Source organism: Pseudomonas sp. TH07 (assembly GCF_016651285.1).
Lineage (GTDB): Bacteria > Pseudomonadota > Gammaproteobacteria > Pseudomonadales > Pseudomonadaceae > Aquipseudomonas.
Genome location: NZ_JAEKED010000001.1, coordinates 3,786,904 through 3,808,141, shown reverse-complemented (window position 1 = coordinate 3,808,141; position 21,238 = coordinate 3,786,904). Strand labels below are relative to the sequence as shown.

Below are 21,238 nucleotides of genomic sequence, written 5' to 3'. Positions count from 1 at the left end.
TAAAACAGGGCTAGGTTAAGAGCTCTGTCCGTCCCGTCAGGTCCGTAGCCGTGCGGACCATAAGGAGTCATTCAATGCCGTCCCTCGATAGCCTGAGAACCCTTGAAACGTTAAAAGTCGACGACAAGACCTACCACTATTTCAGCCTGCCACAGGCCGCCAAGAGCCTGGGTGACCTCGACAAACTGCCGATGTCGCTGAAGGTCCTGCTGGAGAACCTGCTGCGCTGGGAAGACGACAAGACCGTCACCGGCGCCGACCTCAAGGCGATTGCCGCCTGGCTCAAGGAGCGTCGCTCCGATCGTGAAATCCAATACCGCCCGGCGCGGGTGCTGATGCAGGACTTCACCGGCGTGCCCGCCGTAGTCGACCTGGCCGCCATGCGCGCGGCCATGGCCAAGGCCGGCGGCGACCCGCAACGCATCAACCCGCTGTCGCCGGTGGACCTGGTGATCGACCACTCGGTGATGGTCGACAAGTTCGGCACCACCAGCGCCTTTGAACAGAACGTCGACATCGAAATGCAGCGCAACGGCGAACGCTACGCCTTCCTGCGCTGGGGCCAGAGTGCCTTCGACAACTTCAGCGTGGTGCCGCCTGGCACCGGTATCTGCCACCAGGTCAACCTGGAATACCTCGGACGCACGGTCTGGACCAAGGACGAAGACGGCCGCACCTATGCCTTCCCCGACACCCTGGTGGGCACCGACTCCCACACCACCATGATCAACGGCCTCGGCGTACTGGGCTGGGGCGTGGGCGGGATCGAAGCCGAAGCCGCGATGCTGGGGCAGCCGGTGTCGATGCTGATTCCGGAAGTCATCGGCTTCAAGCTCACCGGCAAACTCAGGGAAGGCATCACCGCCACCGACCTGGTGCTGACCGTGACCCAGATGCTGCGCAAAAAAGGCGTGGTGGGGAAATTCGTCGAGTTCTACGGCGATGGCCTGGCCGACCTGCCGCTGGCCGATCGCGCGACCATCGCCAACATGGCCCCGGAGTACGGCGCGACCTGCGGCTTCTTCCCGGTGGATGAAGTGACCCTGGAATACCTGCGCCTGTCCGGGCGGCCGGCGCCATTGGTGAAACTGGTGGAGGCCTACAGCAAGGCCCAGGGCTTGTGGCGCCTGCCCGGCCAGGAGCCAGTCTTCACTGACAGCCTGGGCCTGGACATGGGCACCGTGGAAGCCAGCCTGGCCGGACCGAAACGGCCCCAGGACCGAGTTTCCCTGCCCAACGTCGGCCAGGCTTTCAGTGACTTCCTGGACCTGCAATTCAAACCCACCACCAAGGAAGAAGGCCGCCTGGAAAGCGAAGGTGGCGGTGGCGTGGCCGTGGGCAATGCCGACCTGGTGGGCGAAGCCGACTACGACTACGAAGGCCAGACCTATCGCCTGAAAAACGGCGCGGTGGTGATCGCGGCCATTACCTCCTGCACCAACACCTCCAACCCCAGCGTGATGATGGCGGCCGGCCTGGTGGCGAAAAAAGCGGTGGAAAAAGGCCTGAAGCGCAAACCCTGGGTCAAGACGTCCCTGGCACCGGGCTCGAAGGTGGTCACCGACTACTACAAGGCCGCCGGCCTGACTCAATACCTCGACCAATTGGGTTTCGACCTGGTGGGGTATGGCTGCACCACTTGCATCGGCAACTCCGGGCCGCTGCCCGAGCCGATCGAGAAAGCCATCCAGAAGGCCGACCTGACCGTGGCCTCGGTGCTCTCCGGCAACCGCAACTTCGAAGGCCGGGTCCACCCGCTGGTGAAAACCAACTGGCTGGCCTCGCCGCCCCTGGTGGTGGCCTATGCCCTGGCCGGCACTGTGCGCACCGATATCAGCAGCGAGCCTCTGGGTGAAGGCAAGGACGGTAAGCCGGTGTACCTGCGGGATATCTGGCCCAGCAGCCAGGAAATCGCCGACGCGGTGGCCCAGGTCAGCACCCAGATGTTTCACAAGGAATACGCCGAAGTGTTCGCCGGCGACGAGCAATGGCAAGCCATTGAAGTGCCTCAGGCCGCGACCTATGTCTGGCAGAAGGACTCCACCTACATCCAGCATCCGCCGTTCTTCGACGATATCTCCGGCCCGCTGCCGGTGATCAAGGATGTCAGCGCTGCCCGGGTCCTGGCGCTGCTTGGCGACTCGGTCACCACCGACCACATCTCCCCGGCCGGCAACATCAAGGCCGACAGCCCGGCGGGCCAATACCTGCGCGAGCAAGGGGTGGAACCGCGGGACTTCAACTCCTACGGCTCGCGCCGTGGCAACCACGAAGTGATGATGCGCGGCACCTTCGCCAACATCCGTATCCGCAACGAAATGCTCGGCGGCGAGGAAGGCGGCAACACGATCTACATTCCCACCGGCGAGAAACTGGCGATCTACGATGCCGCCATGCGTTACCAGGCCAGTGGCACGCCGCTGGTGGTGATTGCCGGCCAGGAATACGGCACCGGGTCCAGTCGCGACTGGGCGGCCAAGGGCACCAACCTGCTGGGGGTCAAGGCGGTGATTGCCGAAAGCTTCGAGCGCATCCACCGTTCCAACCTGGTGGGCATGGGCGTGCTGCCGTTGCAGTTCAAACTCGATCAGAACCGCAAGAGCCTGAACCTGACCGGCAAGGAGACCCTGGACATCCTCGGCCTTTCCAACGTCGAACTGACCCCACGGATGAACCTGACCCTGGTCATCACTCGCGAGGATGGGCGCCAGGAGAAAGTCGAGGTGCTGTGCCGGATCGATACCTTGAATGAAGTCGAGTACTTCAAGGCGGGGGGGATTCTGCACTACGTGCTGCGCCAACTGATCGCTTCGTAAGACGCGATCGGGTCCTGAATCACGCTGACAAAACACCGCCTTCGGGCGGTGTTTTTCGTCGCCCTGCTCCGCCTTGCCTGCCTCGCTATAATCCCCCGCCGCGCACGATGGCTGCACCGGCACGCCATCTGCCCATTTTTTGCAACAAGGATTCCCCATGAGCACCTTGCCATGGCTGTACCTGGCTGTTCTTTCCATGGGCTACGCCTTGGCCCTGACCTATGGCCAGTTGGGTCTGCTCTCCGCCGTGCCGGTGGCCCTACTGCTGTGCGCGGGCCTGGCGGTGCGCCAGCGCCAAAGCCCCGCCGGTCGCTACCTCGGCCACGGCCTGTTTGTGGTGCTGGCCCTGGCGCTGGCCATGCATTGGCTGCCCGGCTTCCATAACGGCCGGGCCATCGGTCCCGAGCGCTTCACTGACGACGCCGTGCCGTTTTCCATGTACCTGAACCTGGACAAGCCGCTGATCGGCTTCTGGCTGTTGCTGGCCTGCCCCTGGATCGTCGGCCGCCGCTCGTTGCGCCTCGGGCTGTACGCAGGCGCCATGGCGCTGGCGCTGAGTGCGCTCGCGGCATTGGGTGGCGCGGTGTGGCTTGGCATCATCAGTTGGGCGCCAAAATGGCCGGACTCGGCCTGGCTGTGGCTGCTCAATAACCTGCTGCTGGTCACCCTGGTCGAGGAAGCGCTGTTTCGCGGCTATATCCAGGGCGGGTTGAGCCGGCGCCTGCGCCACCTGCCCTACGGTCAGAACCTGGCACTGCTGTGCGCCGCGCTGCTGTTCGGCCTGGTGCACCTGGGTGCCGGCTGGCAATGGATGCTCCTGGCCAGCATCGCCGGCGTCGGCTATGGCCTGGCCTATCGATTTGGCGGCCTGGGGGCGGCGCTGGCCACCCACTTCGGCCTGAACCTGCTGCATTTCGCGCTGTTTACCTACCCCATGCTCGCGGGCTGAATCCGCCGGCAATTGGCACTGAAGTACTTATAAACAGTACTTCAGTACTATTGACTGCCCGCGCCCAAGCCTATTGATTGTTGCCCTCGCCCTACGGCGACAACTGCCCCTCACGCTTATTTGCAAGCGACACCTCCCGCCAATGAGACCTGGTGCAGATTATTGAAAAATAATCTCAATAATTGGCCGACCCGGCCGACAACACATCAAAGCCTTGCGGATTGAAAAACCATGCGTAATAACCAGCCCGTCACCCAGCGCGAACGTACCTTCCCGGCTCAGCAACGGTTGATCTCCACGACCGATGCCAAAGGCGTGATCACCTACTGCAACGACGCGTTCGTCGAGATCAGCGGGTTTTCGCGTGAAGAGCTGGTTCGCGCACCGCACAACCTGGTCCGTCACCCAGACGTTCCAGCTGCGGTGTTCGCGCATATGTGGGGCACTCTGAAACAAGGCTTGCCATGGATGGGCATTGTCAAAAACCGCTGCAAAAGTGGTGACCACTACTGGGTCAACGCTTATGTCACGCCGGTGTTCGAAGGCAATCAGGTGGTCGGTTACGAGTCGGTGCGGGTCAAGCCCACTGCCGAACAGATCCGCCGCGCCGAAGCGCTTTACCAGCGCATCAACCAGGGCAAGTCGGCCATTCCGAAACGCGACAAATGGCTGCCGGTGCTGCAGGACTGGCTGCCGTTTATCCTGGTCAGCCAACTGAGCTTCATGATCGGCGCCTGGCTCAACTCCCACTGGGGCTTCGCATTGGCCGCGGCGCTGTCGGTGCCCCTGGGCCTGCTCGGCCTGAGCTGGCAGCAACGCGGCCTCAAGCGCCTGCTGCGCCTGGCCGAACAGACCACCTCCGACCCGTTGATCGCGCAGATGTACACCGACAGCCGTGGCGCACAGGCGCGTCTGGAGATGTCCATCCTCAGCCAGGAAGCTCGCCTGAAGACCTGCCTGACACGCTTGCAGGACACCGCCGAGCACCTCAACGAGCAAGCCCGTCAGTCCGACACCCTGGCCCACCAGAGCTCCACCGGCCTGGAACGCCAGCGGGTCGAGACCGAACAAGTGGCCACTGCGGTAAACCAGATGGCGGCCACCACCCAGGAAGTGGCGAGCCACGTGCAACGCACCGCCGACGCGACCCAGGAAGCCAACCGCCTGACTGGTCGCGGTCGCGACATCGCCGGCGAAACCCGCGAGGCGATTCAGCGCCTGTCGGTGGTTGTGGGTGAAACCGGCCTGACCGTGACCCAGCTGGCCAAGGACAGCGATGAAATCGGCGGCGTGGTCGATGTGATCAAGGGCATCGCCGACCAGACCAACCTGCTGGCGCTGAACGCCGCCATCGAAGCGGCGCGCGCCGGGGAAATGGGTCGCGGCTTTGCCGTGGTGGCCGATGAAGTGCGGCAACTGGCCCAGCGCACCAGCGAGTCCACCGGGCAGATCCACACCCTGATCGCCAAGCTGCAGCAAACCGCCAGCACCGCCGTGCAAACCATGGACGCCGGGCATCGCCAGGCCGAAGAAGGGGTGGCACGGGTTCTGGAAGCCGACCAGGCACTGATCGGCATCAGCGAGGCGGTGGCCAACATCACCGACATGACCACCCAGATCGCCGCGGCCACCGAAGAGCAAAGCGCCGTGGCCGAAGAGATCAGCCGCAATATCAGCACCATTGCGCAACTGGCCGATCAAACGTCGGAACAGGCCCAGCACTCGGCGCAACTGAGCGAAGAGCTGACCCGCACCGCCAACACTCAGTACTCGTTGGTGGAACGCTTCAACCGCTGATGCCTTGAGCGGTAAAAAAAACCGGAAGCCCAGGCTTCCGGTTTTTTATGGGCGTCGTCCAGGCCGCCGCAAGGCGCCCACGACCCTCCTCAAAGCGCGCGCAGGAAAGACGCGACCTGACTCGCGGCAGCCTCCAGATGTTGCTCATGGGTGAAGCCAGAGGCCTTGAGCGGCTTCAAATCGTGATCACCGGCCGCCAACCAGTGCAGCTGGATGCTCGGCGCCAATGCATAGGTCTCGACCGTCGCCCGATTGCCCAGGGCATCACGTTCGCCCTGGATGATCAGGGTCGGCGTGGCAATCTCGGCCAGATGGGCTACGCGAGGCTTCTCCGGTTTGCCCGCGGCATAGAACGGGTAACCCAGGCACACCAGGGCATCGGTGCTCAATTCATCGGCCAGCAAGCTGGCCATGCGCCCACCCATGGACTTGCCGCCAATGGCCAGGCGCCCAGCGACATGGGGTCGCACCCGGGCATACACCTCGCGCCAGCATTCCAGCAGTTTCGGGGCCGGATTGGGGGGGCGCCGTCCACCGTCCAGGCGCCGCTGGGCCATGTAGGGAAACTCGAAACGCAAGACGCCGACCCCATGGCTGGCAAGGCGTGCAGCCATATCGTTCATGAACCCGCTGTCCATCGGCGCACCGGCTCCGTGAGCCAGGATCAGTGTCAGCGGCTCGCCACTGCCCGGCGCCGGCGCAGCATCCCACAACCCGCCGAGTTCCTTGACGCACTGCGCCCATTGATCCCCGTCAATACTGGCCTTGTGCTCTTTGCCCATGCTTGCCTCGCTTTTAGTCTGCCTATAACTCCAGAAGAAGTGAGCGCGCCTTGCCGTGCGCAGTCGCTTTCACTTCAGCTGAACCGTGGATGGGGAACCATGAACACTTCTATCAGTACCGCCTACAACTACAAGGTGGTCCGCCAATTCGCCATTATGACGGTGGTGTGGGGCATCGTCGGCATGGGGCTCGGGGTTTTTCTCGCTGCCCAGTTGGTCTGGCCCGAACTTAACTTCAACCTGCCGTGGACCAGCTTCGGTCGTCTGCGCCCGTTGCACACTAACGCGGTGATCTTCGCCTTCGGTGGCTGCGCACTGTTCACCAGCTCCTTCTACTCGGTGCAACGCACCTGTCAGACCCAACTGTTCGCGCCGAAAATCGCCGCGTTCTGCTTCTGGGGCTGGCAACTGGTGATCGTCCTGGCGGCCATCAGTCTGCCGCTGGGCTACACCAGTTCCAAGGAATACGCCGAGCTGGAATGGCCGATCGATATCCTGATCACCATCGTCTGGGTCGCCTACGCCATCGTGTTCTTCGGCACCCTGGTCAAGCGCAACACCAAGCACATCTATGTCGGTAACTGGTTCTTCGGTGCGTTCATCATCACCGTGGCGATCCTGCATATCGTCAACAACCTGGAAGTGCCGGTCAGCCTGACCAAGTCCTACTCGCTGTACTCCGGCGCGACGGATGCCATGGTCCAGTGGTGGTACGGCCACAACGCCGTAGGTTTCTTCCTGACGGCCGGCTTCCTCGGGATGATGTACTACTTCGTGCCGAAGCAGGCCGAGCGTCCGGTGTACTCCTATCGCCTGTCGATCGTGCACTTCTGGGCCCTGATCACCCTCTACATCTGGGCCGGCCCGCACCACCTGCACTACACCGCGCTGCCAGACTGGGCGCAGTCCCTGGGCATGGTGATGTCGCTGATCCTGCTGGCGCCAAGCTGGGGCGGCATGATCAACGGCATGATGACGCTCTCGGGCGCCTGGCATAAGTTGCGCAGCGACCCGATCCTGCGCTTTTTGGTGGTGTCCCTGGCGTTCTACGGCATGTCGACCTTCGAAGGTCCGATGATGGCGATCAAGACTGTGAACGCCCTCTCCCACTACACCGACTGGACCATCGGCCACGTGCACGCAGGTGCCCTGGGCTGGGTTGCAATGATCTCGATCGGCGCGCTCTACCACATGATCCCGAAAGTCTTTGGTCGCCAGCAGATGTACAGCCTGGGCCTGATCAACGCGCACTTCTGGCTCGCCACCATCGGCACCGTGCTCTACATCGCCTCGATGTGGGTCAACGGTATCGCCCAGGGCCTGATGTGGCGCGCAGTCAACGAAGACGGCACGCTGACTTACTCCTTCGTCGAAACCCTGGTGGCCAGCCACCCAGGCTTCATCGTGCGACTGGTGGGCGGTGCAATCTTCCTCAGCGGCATGTTCCTGATGGCTTACAACACCTGGCGCACCGTGCGGGATGCACAACCCGCTGAAGTTGCCGCCGCTGCGCAGATGGCCTGAGGAGTTAGCCATGAAACACGAAACGATTGAAAAGAACGTCGGCCTGCTGATGTTGCTGATGGTGTTCGCCGTCAGCATCGGCGGCCTGACCCAGATCGTCCCGCTGTTCTTCCAGGACGTCACCAACAAGCCGGTGGAAGGCATGAAGCCCTACACCGCGCTGCAACTGGAAGGCCGCGATATATACATCCGCGAAGGCTGCGTCCAGTGCCACTCGCAGATGATCCGGCCGTTCCGCGCCGAGACTGAGCGCTACGGCCACTACTCGGTCGCCGGTGAAAGCGTCTGGGACCACCCGTTCCTGTGGGGTTCCAAGCGTACCGGTCCGGACCTGGCCCGGGTCGGCGCGCGCTACTCCGATGACTGGCACCGCGCGCACTTGTACAACCCGCGCAACGTGGTGCCTGAGTCGAAGATGCCGGCCTACCCATGGCTGGTCACCGCACCGGTGGACAGCAGCCACACCGAAACCAAGCTCAAGGTCATGCGCGGCTTCGGCGTGCCGTACACCGACGAAGACATCAGCGGCGCCGTGGCCAGCCTCAAGGGCAAGACCGAAATGGACGCGCTGGTCTCCTACCTGCAAGTGCTCGGCACTGCCATCAAGAGCAAGAGGTGAGCCATGGGTCTTGAATTCGATACTGGAATGATCCGCGGCCTCGGCACGCTGGTGGTGGCAATTGCCTTCATCGGCCTCTCGCTCTGGGTATTCAACTCCAAGCGCAACCCGGAGTTCGCCCAGGCGAGCCTGCTGCCGTTTGCCGACGAGCCGCTGCCGGACGCCGTTACCCAACCTGACGCTCAACCTGAAGAGCCTGCAACAAGGAGCATTCGGCCATGACCACCTTCTGGAGTACGTGGATCTGCGTACTGACCATTGGCAGCCTGATCGGTCTGACCTGGCTGCTGATCGGCACGCGCAAGGGCGAAACCAAGGGCAGCGTCGACCAGACCATGGGCCACAGCTTCGACGGCATCGAGGAGTACGACAACCCGTTGCCGCAATGGTGGTTCCTGCTGTTCGCCGGCACCCTGGTATTTTCCGTGGGCTACCTGATCCTTTACCCAGGCCTGGGTAACTGGAAAGGCGTGCTGCCGGGCTATCAGGACGGCTGGACCCAAACCAAGGAATGGGACAAGGAAATGGCCAAGGCCGACGCCAAGTTCGGGCCGATCTTCGCCAAATTCGCAGCCATGCCCGTGGAAGAAGTGGCCAAGGACCCACAAGCGCTGAAAATGGGCGGCCGTCTGTTCGCCTCCAACTGCGCGGTGTGCCACGGCTCGGATGCCAAGGGCGCGTTCGGCTTCCCCAACCTGGCTGACAACAGCTGGCGCTGGGGTGGTTCGGCAGACACCATCAAGGCCACCATCATGAATGGTCGCCATGCGGCAATGCCGGCCTGGGGTGAAGTGCTGGGTGAAGACGGGGTCAAAAACGTCGCAGCCTATGTCCGTCACGAACTGGCCAAGCTGCCCTTGCCCGCCGACAGCAGCGCCAACCTCGCTGCAGGACAGCAAGCGTTCAGCACCACCTGCGTAGCGTGCCATGGCCCTGAAGGCCACGGCGTCGAAGCCATGGGGGCGCCGAACCTGACGCAACCGGCCGCGTTCATCTACGGCACCAGCCTGACCCAACTGCAACAGACCATTCGCCATGGTCGCCAGGGCCAGATGCCGGCCCAGGAAGCCCTGCAAGGCAACGATAAAGTGCATTTGCTGGCCGCTTACGTATACAGCCTGTCCCACCCTGCTGATGGCGCAACGCCAGAAAGCAAAGCCGAATAAGCCCCGGCTGCTCGACCTGGCTGCCGCATCGGATCAAGATGCGGCAGCTCCCCGCTACTGCGCGACCAAGTGTCGCACCCTTCGCCGACCTCGCTTTCCCCTCTTCCCATTCGGGTCTACGCTTGTTTCGACAGTGGGCCTGGAACCGCCATTCAGCAGCTGACGACAACCGATGACTCAGACATTTCTGCGTGATGTCAGGCGCAAAGGCTGGTTTATACCGGCTGTCGCGTCACTCGCCGTCCGTCACCTGAATAACGTGTTCATACACAGTCAGTTACATCTCACCTGACGGCCATGGATTTTTTGTCCGAGGCGACAATTTTTGCCACCTGATTTTGTCCCTACGCGGAACATGGAAAGGGCGCAGAATCTGGTTTGGCAAGCATTGACGCAGATCAGGTTGCGTTGCAATGGCACCCCGGTTTCTCCATACTTGCGACCGCTTTTTACTCCTAATAAAACACCCAAACCGTGGAACCTTAGAATGAGCACAGCAATCAGTCCGACTGCTTATAACTATAAGGTAGTCCGCCAGTTCGCCATCATGACGGTGGTCTGGGGGATCCTTGGCATGGGGCTTGGTGTCTTCATTGCCTCACAACTTGTGTGGCCTGAATTGAACTTCGGTCTTCCCTGGACGACGTTCGGACGCCTACGCCCACTGCACACCAACCTGGTGATCTTCGCCTTCGGTGGATGTGCACTGTTTGCCACTTCCTATTACGTCGTGCAGCGAACCTGCCAAACGCGACTGATTTCCGACACGCTGGCCGCCTTCACCTTCTGGGGATGGCAAGCCGTGATCGTCGGCGCGATCGTTACCTTGCCGCTGGGTTACACCACCACCAAGGAATACGCGGAACTGGAATGGCCCCTGGCCATCCTGCTGGCCATTGTCTGGGTCGTCTACGGTCTGGTGTTCTTTGGCACCATCACCAAGCGCAAGACCAAGCACATCTACGTCGGCAACTGGTTTTACGGTGCCTTCATCGTCGTGACGGCGATGCTGCACATCGTCAACCACGCCTCGTTGCCGGTCAGCTTCTTCAAGTCCTACTCGGCTTACGCCGGTGCGACCGACGCCATGATCCAGTGGTGGTACGGTCACAACGCGGTAGGTTTCTTCCTGACCACCGGCTTCCTGGGGATGATGTACTACTTCGTGCCGAAGCAGGCCGAGCGTCCGATCTACTCCTATCGCCTGTCGATCGTGCACTTCTGGGCCCTGATCACCCTGTACATCTGGGCCGGTCCGCACCACCTGCACTACACCGCACTGCCGGACTGGGCACAGTCCCTGGGCATGGCGATGTCGATCATCCTGCTGGCGCCAAGCTGGGGCGGCATGATCAACGGCATGATGACCCTGTCGGGCGCCTGGCATAAGCTGCGCACCGACCCGATCCTGCGCTTTTTGGTGGTGTCCCTGGCGTTCTACGGCATGTCGACCTTCGAAGGTCCGATGATGGCGATCAAGACCGTCAACTCGCTGTCGCACTACACCGACTGGACCATCGGCCACGTACACGCCGGTGCTCTGGGCTGGGTGGCGATGATCTCGATCGGCGCGCTCTACCACATGATCCCGAAAGTCTTCGGGCGCCCGCAGATGCACAGCATCGGCCTGATCAACACCCACTTCTGGCTCGCGACCATCGGGACCGTGCTCTACATCGCTTCGATGTGGGTCAACGGCATCACCCAGGGCCTGATGTGGCGTGCAATCAACGATGACGGCACCCTCACCTACTCCTTCGTCGAAGCCTTGCAAGCCAGCCACCCTGGTTTCATCGTTCGTGCCCTGGGTGGTGCGTTCTTTGCCAGCGGCATGCTGTTCATGGCCTACAACGTGTACCGCACCGTTCGCGCCTCGAACCCGGCTGAAGCTGAAGCCGCTGCTCAGATCGCTGTAGTTGGAGCTCACTGATGAAGCACGAAGTAGTCGAGAAGAATATCGGCCTGCTGGCCTTCTTCATGGTCATCGCCGTCAGCATCGGCGGCCTGACCCAGATCGTCCCGCTGTTCTTCCAGGACGTGACCAACAAGCCGGTCGAAGGCATGAAGCCGCGCACCGCCCTGGAACTGGAAGGCCGCGACGTTTATATCGCCAACGGCTGTGTCGGCTGCCACTCGCAGATGATCCGTCCGTTCCGCGCTGAAACCGAACGTTACGGCCACTACTCGGTCGCCGGTGAAAGTGTCTGGGACCACCCGTTCCTGTGGGGTTCCAAGCGTACCGGCCCGGACCTGGCCCGAGTCGGCGGCCGTTACTCCGATGACTGGCAGCGTGCGCACTTGTACAACCCGCGCAACGTAGTGCCCGAGTCGAAAATGCCGGCTTATCCGTTCCTCGTGGAAAACAAGCTCGACGGCAAGGACACCGCCAAAAAAATGGAAGTCTTGCGCACGCTCGGCGTCCCTTACACCGACGAAGACATCGCCGGTGCCAAGGATGCTGTGAAGGGCAAAACCGAAATGGACGCGCTGGTGGCCTATCTGCAAGGCCTGGGCACCATCATCAAAAGCAAACGGTGATCTAGATGGATATCGGGATGATTCGAGGCCTGGGCACCGTTGTCGTGATGGTGGCCTTCATCGGCCTGGCGCTATGGGTGTTCAGCCCCAAGCGCAAGTCCGAGTTTGAAGATGCGACCTTGCTGCCCTTCGCGGATGATCCCGAAGCCATCAAGCACGTCGAGCAAGCTTCTAGGAGTAACAAAGAATGACTACGTTCTGGAGTCTGTACGTCACAGTCCTCAGTCTGGGTACCATCTTCGCCCTGACCTGGCTGCTGCTGTCGACCCGCAAGGGCCAGCGCGCCGAGCAGACCGACGAGACGGTTGGCCACTCCTTCGACGGGATCGAGGAGTACGACAACCCGCTGCCGAAATGGTGGTTCATGCTGTTTGTCGGCACCATCATCTTCGCCCTGGGTTACCTGGTGCTGTACCCGGGCCTGGGCAACTGGAAAGGCCTGCTGCCGGGTTATGCCTACCTGGATAACGACAAGAAAACCGAGTTCGCCAACGGCCAGTCCGGCTGGACCGGCGTTCACGAATGGGAAAAGGAAATGGCCAAGTCGGATGCCAAGTTTGGGCCGATCTTCGCCAAATTCGCTTCGATGCCCATTGAAGAAGTGGCCAAGGACCCTCAAGCGCTGAAAATGGGTGGTCGCCTGTTCGCCTCCAACTGCTCGGTGTGCCACGGTTCCGATGCCAAGGGCGCCTACGGCTTCCCGAACCTGACCGACGCCGACTGGCGCTGGGGCGGCGAGCCGGAAACCATCAAGACCACCATCATGGGCGGTCGCCACGCAGTGATGCCGGCCTGGGCCGAAGTCATTGGCGAGCAAGGCGTCAGCGATGTGGCGGCTTACGTCCTGACCAACCTCGATGGGCGCAAGCTGCCGGAAGGCGCCAAGGCCGACGTGGTTGCGGGGCAGAAGCTGTTCGCCGCCAACTGCGCGGTCTGCCACGGTCCGGAAGGCAAGGGCACTCCAGCAATGGGCGCACCTAACCTGACCCACCCGGCCGCCTTCATCTACGGTTCGAGCTTTGCCCAACTGCAGCAGACCATCCGTTACGGCCGCCAGGGCCAGATGCCTGCCCAGGAACAACTGCAAGGCAACGACAAGGTTCACCTGCTGGCCGCTTATGTCTACAGCCTGTCGCACAGCGACAAGGCGCCTGAGACAGACGCCCAGTAAGGCAAACGCCTGAAACAAAAAAAGGCCCTGCCCATGTAAATGAGCGGGGCCTTTTTGTTTTTATGCCCTCGCCGCCCCGGCAAAGCTGTCCATAATTCACAAGTCAATTGATTCAAGTCATTACACCATCAATTGATTTCCCCCAACGCGACCAAAGGTCGCACCCTTGGGCCAGAGCGACAGGCGTATCATTGCGCCACTGCACTACCTTTCTTGACCGCGGTCGGCACGTACTGACCGAGGCATTTTTCCACTGCCGTGGGATGCAATGATGAGCAATCAGATTCCGGTACAAAACGTTACCCCGCCTGCCAAGAACGCGAACAACAGCGTCGACCTTTACGCCTCCCGAGAAAAAATCTACACACGCGCCTTCACCGGACTGTTCCGCAACCTGCGGATGCTCGGGGGTGCCGGATTGTTCCTGCTGTATTTCGGCACCGTCTGGCTCAACTGGGGTGGCCACCAGGCCGTCTGGTGGAACCTGCCGGAGCGCAAATTCTTCATCTTCGGCGCCACCTTCTGGCCCCAGGACTTCATTCTGCTGTCCGGGCTGCTGATCATCGCCGCCTTCGGCCTGTTCTTCATCACCGTCTATGCCGGGCGTGTCTGGTGCGGCTACACCTGCCCGCAAAGCGTCTGGACCTGGATCTTCATGTGGTGCGAAAAGGTCACCGAAGGCGACCGCAACCAGCGCATCAAGCTCGACAAGGCGCCAATGAGCGCCAACAAGTTCGTGCGCAAATTCAGTAAACACAGCCTGTGGCTGCTGATCGGCTTCGTCACCGGCATGACCTTCGTCGGTTACTTCTCACCGATTCGCGAATTGGTGATCGACTTTTTCACCGGCGAGGCAGATGGCTGGTCGTACTTCTGGGTCGGCTTCTTCACCCTGGCCACCTACGGCAACGCCGGCTGGCTGCGCGAGCAGGTGTGCATCTACATGTGCCCGTATGCGCGCTTCCAGAGCGTGATGTTCGACAAGGACACCCTGATCGTCTCCTACGACCCACGCCGGGGTGAAGCCCGTGGCCCGCGCAAGAAAGGCGCCGACTACAAGGCCATGGGCCTGGGCGATTGCATCGACTGCACCATGTGTGTACAGGTCTGCCCGACCGGCATCGACATCCGCGACGGCCTGCAGATCGAGTGCATCGGTTGCGCCGCCTGCATCGACGCCTGCGACAGCATCATGGACAAGATGGAGTACCCGCGGGGGCTGATCAGCTACACCACGGAGCACAACCTTTCCGGGCAGAAAACCCATAAACTGCGCCCGCGCCTGATCGGTTATGCGCTGGTGCTGCTGGCCATGATCAGCCTGCTGGTCACCGCGTTCTTCATGCGTTCGCTGGTGGGTTTCGACGTCAGCAAAGACCGCGTGCTCTACCGTGAAAACGCCGAGGGCCGGATCGAAAACGTCTACAGCCTGAAGATCATGAACAAGGACCAGCGCGACCACACCTACGTCCTCGACGCTGCCGGCCTGCCGGACCTGAAACTGCAAGGCAAACGCGAGATCAAGGTGGCGGCCGGCGATATCGTCAGCATGCCGGTCGAGCTGTCGAGCGCCCCGGAACAACTGCCGTCGAGCACCAACGAGGTGAAGTTCATCCTCAAGGACGCCGACGATGAAAGCGTCCACGTTGAAGCCAAGAGCCGGTTCATCGGCCCACAAATTCGTTGAGAGAAGTCATCATGCCCGCAGCAACCGCCGCAAGCCCTTGGTACAAGCACCTCTGGCCCTGGATCATCATCGGCATCCTGGCCTGTTCGGTGACCTTGACCCTGTCCATGGTGACCATTGCAGTGAACAACCCGGACAACCTGGTCAACGACAACTACTACGAGGCCGGCAAGGGTATCAATCGCTCGCTGGACCGCGAACTGCTGGCCCAGACCCTGAAAATGCGCGCCAACGTGCACCTCGACGAGCTGACCGGCGAAGTCGAGCTGCGCCTGAGCGGCAACAGCCAGCCCACCACCCTGGAGCTGAACCTGATCTCGCCGACCCAGCCGGAAAAAGACCGCAAGATCACCCTGGCCCGCAGCGAAACCGAGCAAGGCCGCTATATCGGGCAACTGACCGACAAGGTCGAGGGCCGTCGTTTTGTCGAACTGCTGGGCGTGGAGGGCGACAAGACCTGGCGCATGTTCGAAGAGGAACAAGTCAGCCATGACAAGGACCTGCTGCTGGGCGACGAGCCTCTGCAAGGCGCCGAAGACCTGAAGAAGTAATGCGCTCCCCTGTGGCTAGGGAGCGTGCTCCCGCAAGGCCGCACCGCGGCACCATGGTTTGCGACGCCGATCGTTCAGGTCCTGCGCTTGCGCGACAGTGCATCGACCTGACTGGCGGGCACGCGCCCGCTTCCTGGCCACAACGGTTTTAATGGCTACGCACATGACCACGCCCCTCCCCTGCTACCACTGCGCATTGCCGGTTCCGTCCGGCAGCCGCTTCACCGCTGTCGTCCTGGGCCAGGCCCGCGAATTTTGCTGCCCCGGCTGCCAGGCGGTTGCCGAGGCGATCGTCGCCGGCGGCCTGGAAAGCTACTACCAGCATCGCAGCGAAGCCTCGGCCAACCCTGAGGCGCTGCCGGTGCAACTGGTGGATGAACTGGCGCTCTACGACCGCGCCGATGTGCAAAAACCCTTTGTCCGGCACCAGGGCGACCTGGCAGAAACCACGCTACTGATGGAGGGCATCAGTTGCGCCGCCTGTGGCTGGCTGATCGAGAAACACCTGCGCAGCCTGCCCGCCGTGGCTGAGGCGCGCCTGAACCTGTCCAACCATCGCCTGCACGTAAGCTGGGTCGACAGCCAACTGCCACTGAGCCAACTGCTCAGTGAACTGCGGCATATCGGCTACGCGGCCCACCCCTACCAGGCCGATCGCGCCTCCGAGCAATTGGCCAGCGAAAATCGCCTGGCCCTGCGCCAATTGGGGGTGGCCGGCTTGCTGTGGTTCCAGGCGATGATGGCCACCATGGCCACCTGGCCGGAATTCAACATCGACCTCAGCCCCGAACTGCACACCATCCTGCGCTGGGTCGCGCTGTTCCTGACCACCCCGATCGTGTTCTACAGCTGCGCACCGTTCTTCAAGGGCGCCATGCGCGACCTGCGCACCCGCCACCTGACCATGGACGTCTCGGTGTCCCTGGCCATTGGCGGCGCCTACATTGCCGGGATCTGGACCGCCATCAGCGGGGTAGGCGAGTTGTACTTCGATGCGGTGGGCATGTTCGCCCTGTTCCTGCTGGCTGGGCGTTACCTGGAGCGCCGGGCCCGGGAACGTACCGCTGCCGCCACCGCACAACTGGTGAACCTGCTGCCCGCCTCGTGCCTGCGCCTGGGCGCGGACGGCCAGAGCGAGCGCATCCTGCTCAGCGAACTGGCCCTGGGCGACCGGGTGCTGGTGCACCCCGGCGCCATACTGCCGGCCGATGGCAAGATCCTCGACGGCCAATCGAGCGTCGATGAATCGCTGCTGACCGGAGAATACCTGCCGCAACCGCGCACCACTGGGGATGCGGTCACCGCCGGCACCCTCAACGTCGAGGGCGCGCTGACCGTCGAGGTTCTGGCCCTGGGCCAGGACACCCGCCTCTCGGCCATCGTGCGCCTGCTGGACCGGGCCCAGGCGGAGAAGCCGCGCCTAGCGGAAATCGCCGACCGCGCCGCCCAGTGGTTCCTCCTGCTGTCATTGATCGCCGCAGCCGCCATCGGCCTGCTGTGGTGGCAACTGGATGCCTCCCGGGCGTTCTGGATCGTTCTGGCGATGCTGGTCGCCACCTGCCCGTGCGCGCTGTCCCTGGCCACCCCGACCGCCCTCACCGCGGCCACCGGCACCCTGCACAAACTGGGCCTGCTGCTGACTCGCGGCCATGTACTGGAGGGCCTGAACCAGATCGATACGGTCATTTTCGACAAGACCGGCACCCTCACCGAAGGGCGCTTGGCCTTGCGCGCCATCCGGCCGCTGAGCCACCTCGACAGCGAGCAGTGCCTGGGCCTTGCCGCCGCGTTGGAAAATCGTTCGGAGCACCCGATCGCCCGCGCATTCGGACGCGCCCCGGTGGCAGCCGAAGAAGTACTCAGCACCCCGGGCCTGGGCCTTGAAGGCCGAGTCGGCGAACAGCACTTGCGCATCGGCCAGCCGGCCTTTGTCTGCGCCCTGAGCGGCGCGGCACTGCCAGCCCTGCCTGATGAGGCCGGACAATGGCTGCTGCTGGGCAACCGCCAGGGCCCGCTGGCCTGGTTCGTCCTGGATGATCGGCTGCGCGCCGACGCCCGTGCCCTGCTCGCCGCCTGCAAGGCACGCGGCTGGCGCACCTTGCTGCTGTCCGGCGACAGCTCGCCGATGGTTGCCAGTGTCGCCGCTGAACTGGGGATCGATGAAGCCCACGGCGGCTTGCGCCCGGATGACAAGTTGCAAGTCCTGCAACAGTTGCATCAACAGGGGCGCAAGGTGCTGATGCTCGGCGACGGGGTCAATGATGTGCCGGTATTGGCCGCGGCCGATATCAGCGTGGCCATGGGCTCGGCCACAGACCTGGCGAAAACCAGTGCCGACGCGGTGCTGCTGTCCAATCGCCTGGAGGCCCTGGTACAGGCCTTCAGCCTGGCCCGGCGTACCCGGCGGGTGATCATCGAAAACCTGCTGTGGGCCGGGCTGTACAATGGCCTCATGCTGCCGTTCGCCGCCCTCGGCTGGATCACTCCCGTCTGGGCTGCGGTCGGCATGTCCATCAGTTCCCTGACCGTGGTGCTCAACGCACTGCGCCTGACCCGCATGCCAGCCGTGCAGGCAGCCAGCGCCACGCCTGAAACCCGCCCGTTGCCGGCTTGAGCCGCGCGAGCATGGAGTCCAGATGCCAGCTCTTTATGTGATGATCCCGGCGGCCCTGCTGATCGTGGGCATCGCCATCTACATCTTCTTCTGGGCGGTCGACAGCGGTCAGTACGACGACCTCGACGGCCCGGCCCACAGCATTCTGTTCGACGACCAAGACCCGAAGCACCAGGCCGCCGTCGACGAAGCCAAAGGCCAGCCCGAGGCTGAGCCGGCGCCCGGCAAAGACCAGGCACCGCCCCATGCTTGAACTGGCGCCGCTGCTGGTTTCCGCCGTCATCCTCGGCCTCCTCGGCGGCGGGCATTGCCTGGGCATGTGTGGCGGCCTGATGGGCGCGCTGACCCTGGCAATCCCCAAAGAGCAGCGCAGCCGACGCTTTCGCCTGTTGCTGGCCTACAACCTGGGGCGGATTCTCAGTTACGCCACGGCCGGCCTGTTGCTCGGTCTCGCCGGATGGGCGGTGGCCAACAGCCCGGCGGCGCTGTTTATGCGGGTACTCGCCGGGCTGCTGCTGATTGTCATGGGCCTGTACCTGGCCGGCTGGTGGAGCGGCCTGACCCGCATCGAAAGCCTCGGACGCGGCCTGTGGCGCCATATACAGCCATTCGCCAATCGCTTGCTGCCGGTGTCGAGCCTGCCCCGCGCCCTGCTCCTGGGCGCGCTCTGGGGCTGGCTGCCGTGCGGGCTGGTCTACAGCACCCTGCTGTGGTCGGCCAGCCAGGGGAATGCCGTGGACAGCGCACTATTGATGCTGGCTTTCGGCCTGGGCACCTGGCCGGTGCTGCTGGCCACCGGGCTGGCCGCCGAGCGGGTCACGGCCCTGTTGCGCAAGCGCAGCATCCGCATGACGGGTGGCCTGCTGGTGATCCTGTTTGGTATCTGGACCCTGCCCGGCCCGCACCAGCACTGGCTGATGGGGCACTGAGGAAAGTCCGACAGGCGTCTAGCATCACGCTTTACGCTGGTCGCATCGACCCGCGAGCCACCGACCACCCTTGATGCAAATCAAGATGGGCGCCGCATCGACCCCCTAGACTCGCGAACACTGCCAGCCTATCCGGGGGAATTCCCGCATGCTCGACGCCATTCGTTGGGACACTGATCTGATCCGCCGTTACGACCTGGCGGGGCCTCGCTACACCTCTTATCCGACCGCCGTGCAATTCAATAGCCAGGTCGGTACGTTCGACCTGCTGCACGCCCTTCGCGACAGTCGCAAGGCCCTGCGCCCGCTGTCGCTGTATGTGCATGTGCCGTTCTGCGCCAACATTTGCTATTACTGCGCCTGCAATAAAGTCATCACCAAGGACCGCGGCCGCGCCCAGCCCTACCTGCAGCGCCTGGAGCAGGAAATCCAGCTGATCGCCTGCCACCTGGACCCCAACCAGAAAGTCGAGCAGCTGCACTTCGGCGGCGGCACCCCGACCTTTCTCAGCCATGACGAACTGCGGCAACTGATGGCCCAGCTGCGCAAGCACTTCAACCTGCTGGACGACGACTCCGGCGACTACGGCATCGAGATCGATCCCCGTGAAGCCGACTGGTCGACCATGGGCCTGCTGCGCGAGCTGGGCTTCAACCGGGTCAGCATCGGCCTGCAGGACCTCGACCCGGCCGTGCAACGTGCGGTCAACCGCCTGCAAAGCCTGGAAGAAACCCGCGCTGTCATCGAAGCCGCGCGCACCCTGCAGTTTCGCTCGATCAACATCGACCTGATCTACGGCCTGCCCAAGCAGACCCCGGACAACTTCGCCCGCACCGTGGACGAGGTGATCAACCTGCAGCCGGATCGGCTCTCGGTGTTCAACTACGCTCACCTGCCCGAGCGCTTCATGCCTCAGCGGCGGATCAACGGCAATGAACTACCGGCCCCGGCCGACAAATTGCAGATGCTCCAGCGCACCATCGAGCAACTGACAGCGGCGGGCTATCGCTATATCGGCATGGACCATTTCGCCCTGCCCGACGACGAGCTGGCCATTGCCCAGGAAGACTCGACCCTGCAGCGCAACTTCCAGGGCTACACCACCCACGGGCATTGCGACCTGATTGGTCTCGGCGTCTCGGCCATCAGCCAGATCGGCGACCTGTACTGCCAGAACAGCAGCGACCTCAATCACTATCAGAACGCCCTGGCCGGCGCCCAACTGGCCACCAGCCGCGGGCTGGTGTGCAACCCGGACGATCGGCTGCGGCGCGAGGTGATTCAGCAACTGATCTGCAATTTCAGCCTGCAATTCGAAGCCATCGAACAGGCGTTCAATATCGACTTTCACGGCTATTTCAAAGACCTGTGGCCACAACTGCGGGCCATGGCCAATGACGGCCTGATTGAGCTGGACAGCACCGGCATCACCGTATTGCCCGCCGGGCGCCTTCTGGTGCGCTCGGTGTGCATGGTGTTCGACGCCTACCTGGAACAACAGAATCGTCAGCGGTTTTCCCGGGTGATCTAGGACTTCATCAACAAGGAGGCGGCCTTGAGCACTTGCTCAGGAGACAGGCCGGACGTTTTCATGGCTTTGGCCAAGGCGTTGTTGGCGGTCAGCAAACCGGCATTGAGCCCCGCCAAGGCGGCTTGCAAGCTGCCGAGTCGGGCTTTGACCTGTTCCGGCGTGAGATGTTTGTCGGCCATGACCGCCTGCATTTCGGCCAATTTTTCGGCGATCTGCTGCTGCAACTTGCGAATCATCTTCAACAGTTGCTGGATATTCTCGGGCAGGCCGCTTTCTTCAATATCGTTGTCGGAGCCCTTGGCAGCGGAGGATTTACTTTGCCCGGCACCGGACAGCGACACTTTGACGCCCTCGGCACTGAGTGCAATGGCCCCATTGGCCGCATGAGAGGGGTCATCGCCAGCTATCGGCGAAGGCTCGATCAGTGACTGCAAGTTGTTGTTGCCACTGGAAATGCTGCCAATGGAAGACATGATTTAGGTTCCCTGCACGATTGGCGATGACAGGTTATCGACCCCTGAAAGGAATGCTTTACGACTGAACGTCACTGCGGCGCGGACTGGC

General features: G+C 62.5%; 19 protein-coding genes. 17 read left to right on the top strand and 2 right to left on the bottom strand.

Going from position 1 to position 21,238, the window contains the following annotated elements; translation table 11 throughout:
• Positions 1–74 precede the first annotated feature (74 nt).
• The 3 genes from acnA (at position 75) to JFU57_RS17685 (ending at position 5,562) form a co-directional block, all read left to right on the top strand.
• The gene (gene acnA, locus JFU57_RS17695; protein ID WP_201130221.1) at positions 75–2,816 is read left to right on the top strand and encodes an aconitate hydratase AcnA; all 2,742 of its coding nucleotides are present in this window, start codon (positions 75–77) and stop codon (positions 2,814–2,816) included.
• A gap of 157 nt (positions 2,817–2,973) precedes the next feature.
• Positions 2,974–3,765 carry a CPBP family intramembrane glutamic endopeptidase gene (locus JFU57_RS17690; RefSeq protein WP_201130219.1) on the top strand — a complete coding sequence of 264 codons (792 nt, stop codon included), beginning with the start codon at positions 2,974–2,976 and terminating at the stop codon, positions 3,763–3,765.
• A 231-nt stretch (positions 3,766–3,996) separates the two neighbouring features.
• The gene (locus JFU57_RS17685) at positions 3,997–5,562 is read left to right on the top strand and encodes a methyl-accepting chemotaxis protein (protein WP_078471192.1); all 1,566 of its coding nucleotides are present in this window, start codon (positions 3,997–3,999) and stop codon (positions 5,560–5,562) included.
• An 89-nt stretch (positions 5,563–5,651) separates the two neighbouring features.
• On the opposite strand, the gene JFU57_RS17680 is transcribed toward JFU57_RS17685, so the two are convergent.
• Positions 5,652–6,344: an alpha/beta family hydrolase gene (locus JFU57_RS17680; protein WP_201130217.1), complete on the bottom strand. Its 693-nt coding sequence runs from the start codon at positions 6,342–6,344 to the stop codon at positions 5,652–5,654.
• 99 nt (positions 6,345–6,443) lie between these two features.
• On the opposite strand from JFU57_RS17680, the gene ccoN (JFU57_RS17675) reads away from it, so the two are divergent.
• From ccoN (JFU57_RS17675) to hemN, 14 genes are all read left to right on the top strand, one after another.
• On the top strand, positions 6,444–7,868 hold the full coding sequence (gene ccoN, locus JFU57_RS17675) for a cytochrome-c oxidase, cbb3-type subunit I (protein ID WP_201130215.1): 1,425 nt from the start codon (positions 6,444–6,446) through the stop codon (positions 7,866–7,868).
• Positions 7,869–7,878: 10 nt separating this feature from the next.
• Complete coding sequence (ccoO, locus tag JFU57_RS17670) at positions 7,879–8,487, top strand: cytochrome-c oxidase, cbb3-type subunit II (protein WP_020300406.1); 609 nt, start codon at positions 7,879–7,881, stop codon at positions 8,485–8,487.
• Between the two features lie 3 nt (positions 8,488–8,490).
• Entirely contained in the window at positions 8,491–8,709 is a 219-nt protein-coding gene (locus JFU57_RS17665; RefSeq protein WP_020300405.1) for a cbb3-type cytochrome oxidase subunit 3, read from the top strand.
• On the top strand, positions 8,706–9,653 hold the full coding sequence (gene ccoP, locus JFU57_RS17660) for a cytochrome-c oxidase, cbb3-type subunit III (RefSeq protein WP_020300404.1): 948 nt from the start codon (positions 8,706–8,708) through the stop codon (positions 9,651–9,653). The genes JFU57_RS17665 and ccoP (JFU57_RS17660) overlap by 4 nt, the downstream gene beginning before the upstream one ends.
• A gap of 487 nt (positions 9,654–10,140) precedes the next feature.
• Positions 10,141–11,583, top strand: a complete 1,443-nt coding sequence (ccoN, locus tag JFU57_RS17655; protein WP_078471188.1) for a cytochrome-c oxidase, cbb3-type subunit I — start codon at positions 10,141–10,143, stop codon at positions 11,581–11,583.
• Positions 11,583–12,191: a cytochrome-c oxidase, cbb3-type subunit II gene (ccoO, locus tag JFU57_RS17650; RefSeq protein ID WP_011060240.1), complete on the top strand. Its 609-nt coding sequence runs from the start codon at positions 11,583–11,585 to the stop codon at positions 12,189–12,191. Before ccoN (JFU57_RS17655) ends, ccoO (JFU57_RS17650) begins: the two co-directional genes overlap by 1 nt.
• Positions 12,192–12,196: 5 nt before the next feature.
• Positions 12,197–12,382, top strand: a complete 186-nt coding sequence (locus JFU57_RS17645; RefSeq protein WP_003175465.1) for a CcoQ/FixQ family Cbb3-type cytochrome c oxidase assembly chaperone — start codon at positions 12,197–12,199, stop codon at positions 12,380–12,382.
• On the top strand, positions 12,379–13,362 hold the full coding sequence (gene ccoP / locus JFU57_RS17640; RefSeq protein ID WP_201130213.1) for a cytochrome-c oxidase, cbb3-type subunit III: 984 nt from the start codon (positions 12,379–12,381) through the stop codon (positions 13,360–13,362). Before JFU57_RS17645 ends, ccoP (JFU57_RS17640) begins: the two co-directional genes overlap by 4 nt.
• A 271-nt stretch (positions 13,363–13,633) precedes the next feature.
• Complete coding sequence (gene ccoG / locus JFU57_RS17635; protein WP_020300401.1) at positions 13,634–15,049, top strand: cytochrome c oxidase accessory protein CcoG; 1,416 nt, start codon at positions 13,634–13,636, stop codon at positions 15,047–15,049.
• Positions 15,050–15,060: 11 nt separating this feature from the next.
• The gene (locus tag JFU57_RS17630; RefSeq protein ID WP_201130211.1) at positions 15,061–15,600 is read left to right on the top strand and encodes a FixH family protein; all 540 of its coding nucleotides are present in this window, start codon (positions 15,061–15,063) and stop codon (positions 15,598–15,600) included.
• Positions 15,601–15,763: 163 nt separating this feature from the next.
• Positions 15,764–18,214, top strand: coding sequence for a heavy metal translocating P-type ATPase (locus JFU57_RS17625; protein ID WP_201130210.1), 2,451 nt, complete (start codon positions 15,764–15,766; stop codon positions 18,212–18,214).
• Between the two features lie 22 nt (positions 18,215–18,236).
• Entirely contained in the window at positions 18,237–18,467 is a 231-nt protein-coding gene (gene ccoS / locus JFU57_RS17620) for a cbb3-type cytochrome oxidase assembly protein CcoS (RefSeq protein WP_078471184.1), read from the top strand.
• Positions 18,460–19,143 (top strand): sulfite exporter TauE/SafE family protein, encoded by a 684-nt coding sequence (locus JFU57_RS17615; RefSeq protein WP_078471183.1) that lies wholly within the window; start codon positions 18,460–18,462, stop codon positions 19,141–19,143. Before ccoS ends, JFU57_RS17615 begins: the two co-directional genes overlap by 8 nt.
• Before the next feature lie 148 nt (positions 19,144–19,291).
• A complete protein-coding gene (gene hemN / locus JFU57_RS17610; RefSeq protein WP_201130209.1) occupies positions 19,292–20,674 on the top strand; it encodes an oxygen-independent coproporphyrinogen III oxidase in 1,383 nt (460 codons plus the stop codon).
• Here the strand turns inward: hemN and JFU57_RS17605 are convergent.
• Positions 20,671–21,147, bottom strand: a complete 477-nt coding sequence (locus JFU57_RS17605; protein ID WP_201130208.1) for a hypothetical protein — start codon at positions 21,145–21,147, stop codon at positions 20,671–20,673. The two genes, hemN and JFU57_RS17605, sit on opposite strands and share 4 nt — an antisense overlap.
• Positions 21,148–21,238: the final 91 nt, after the last annotated feature.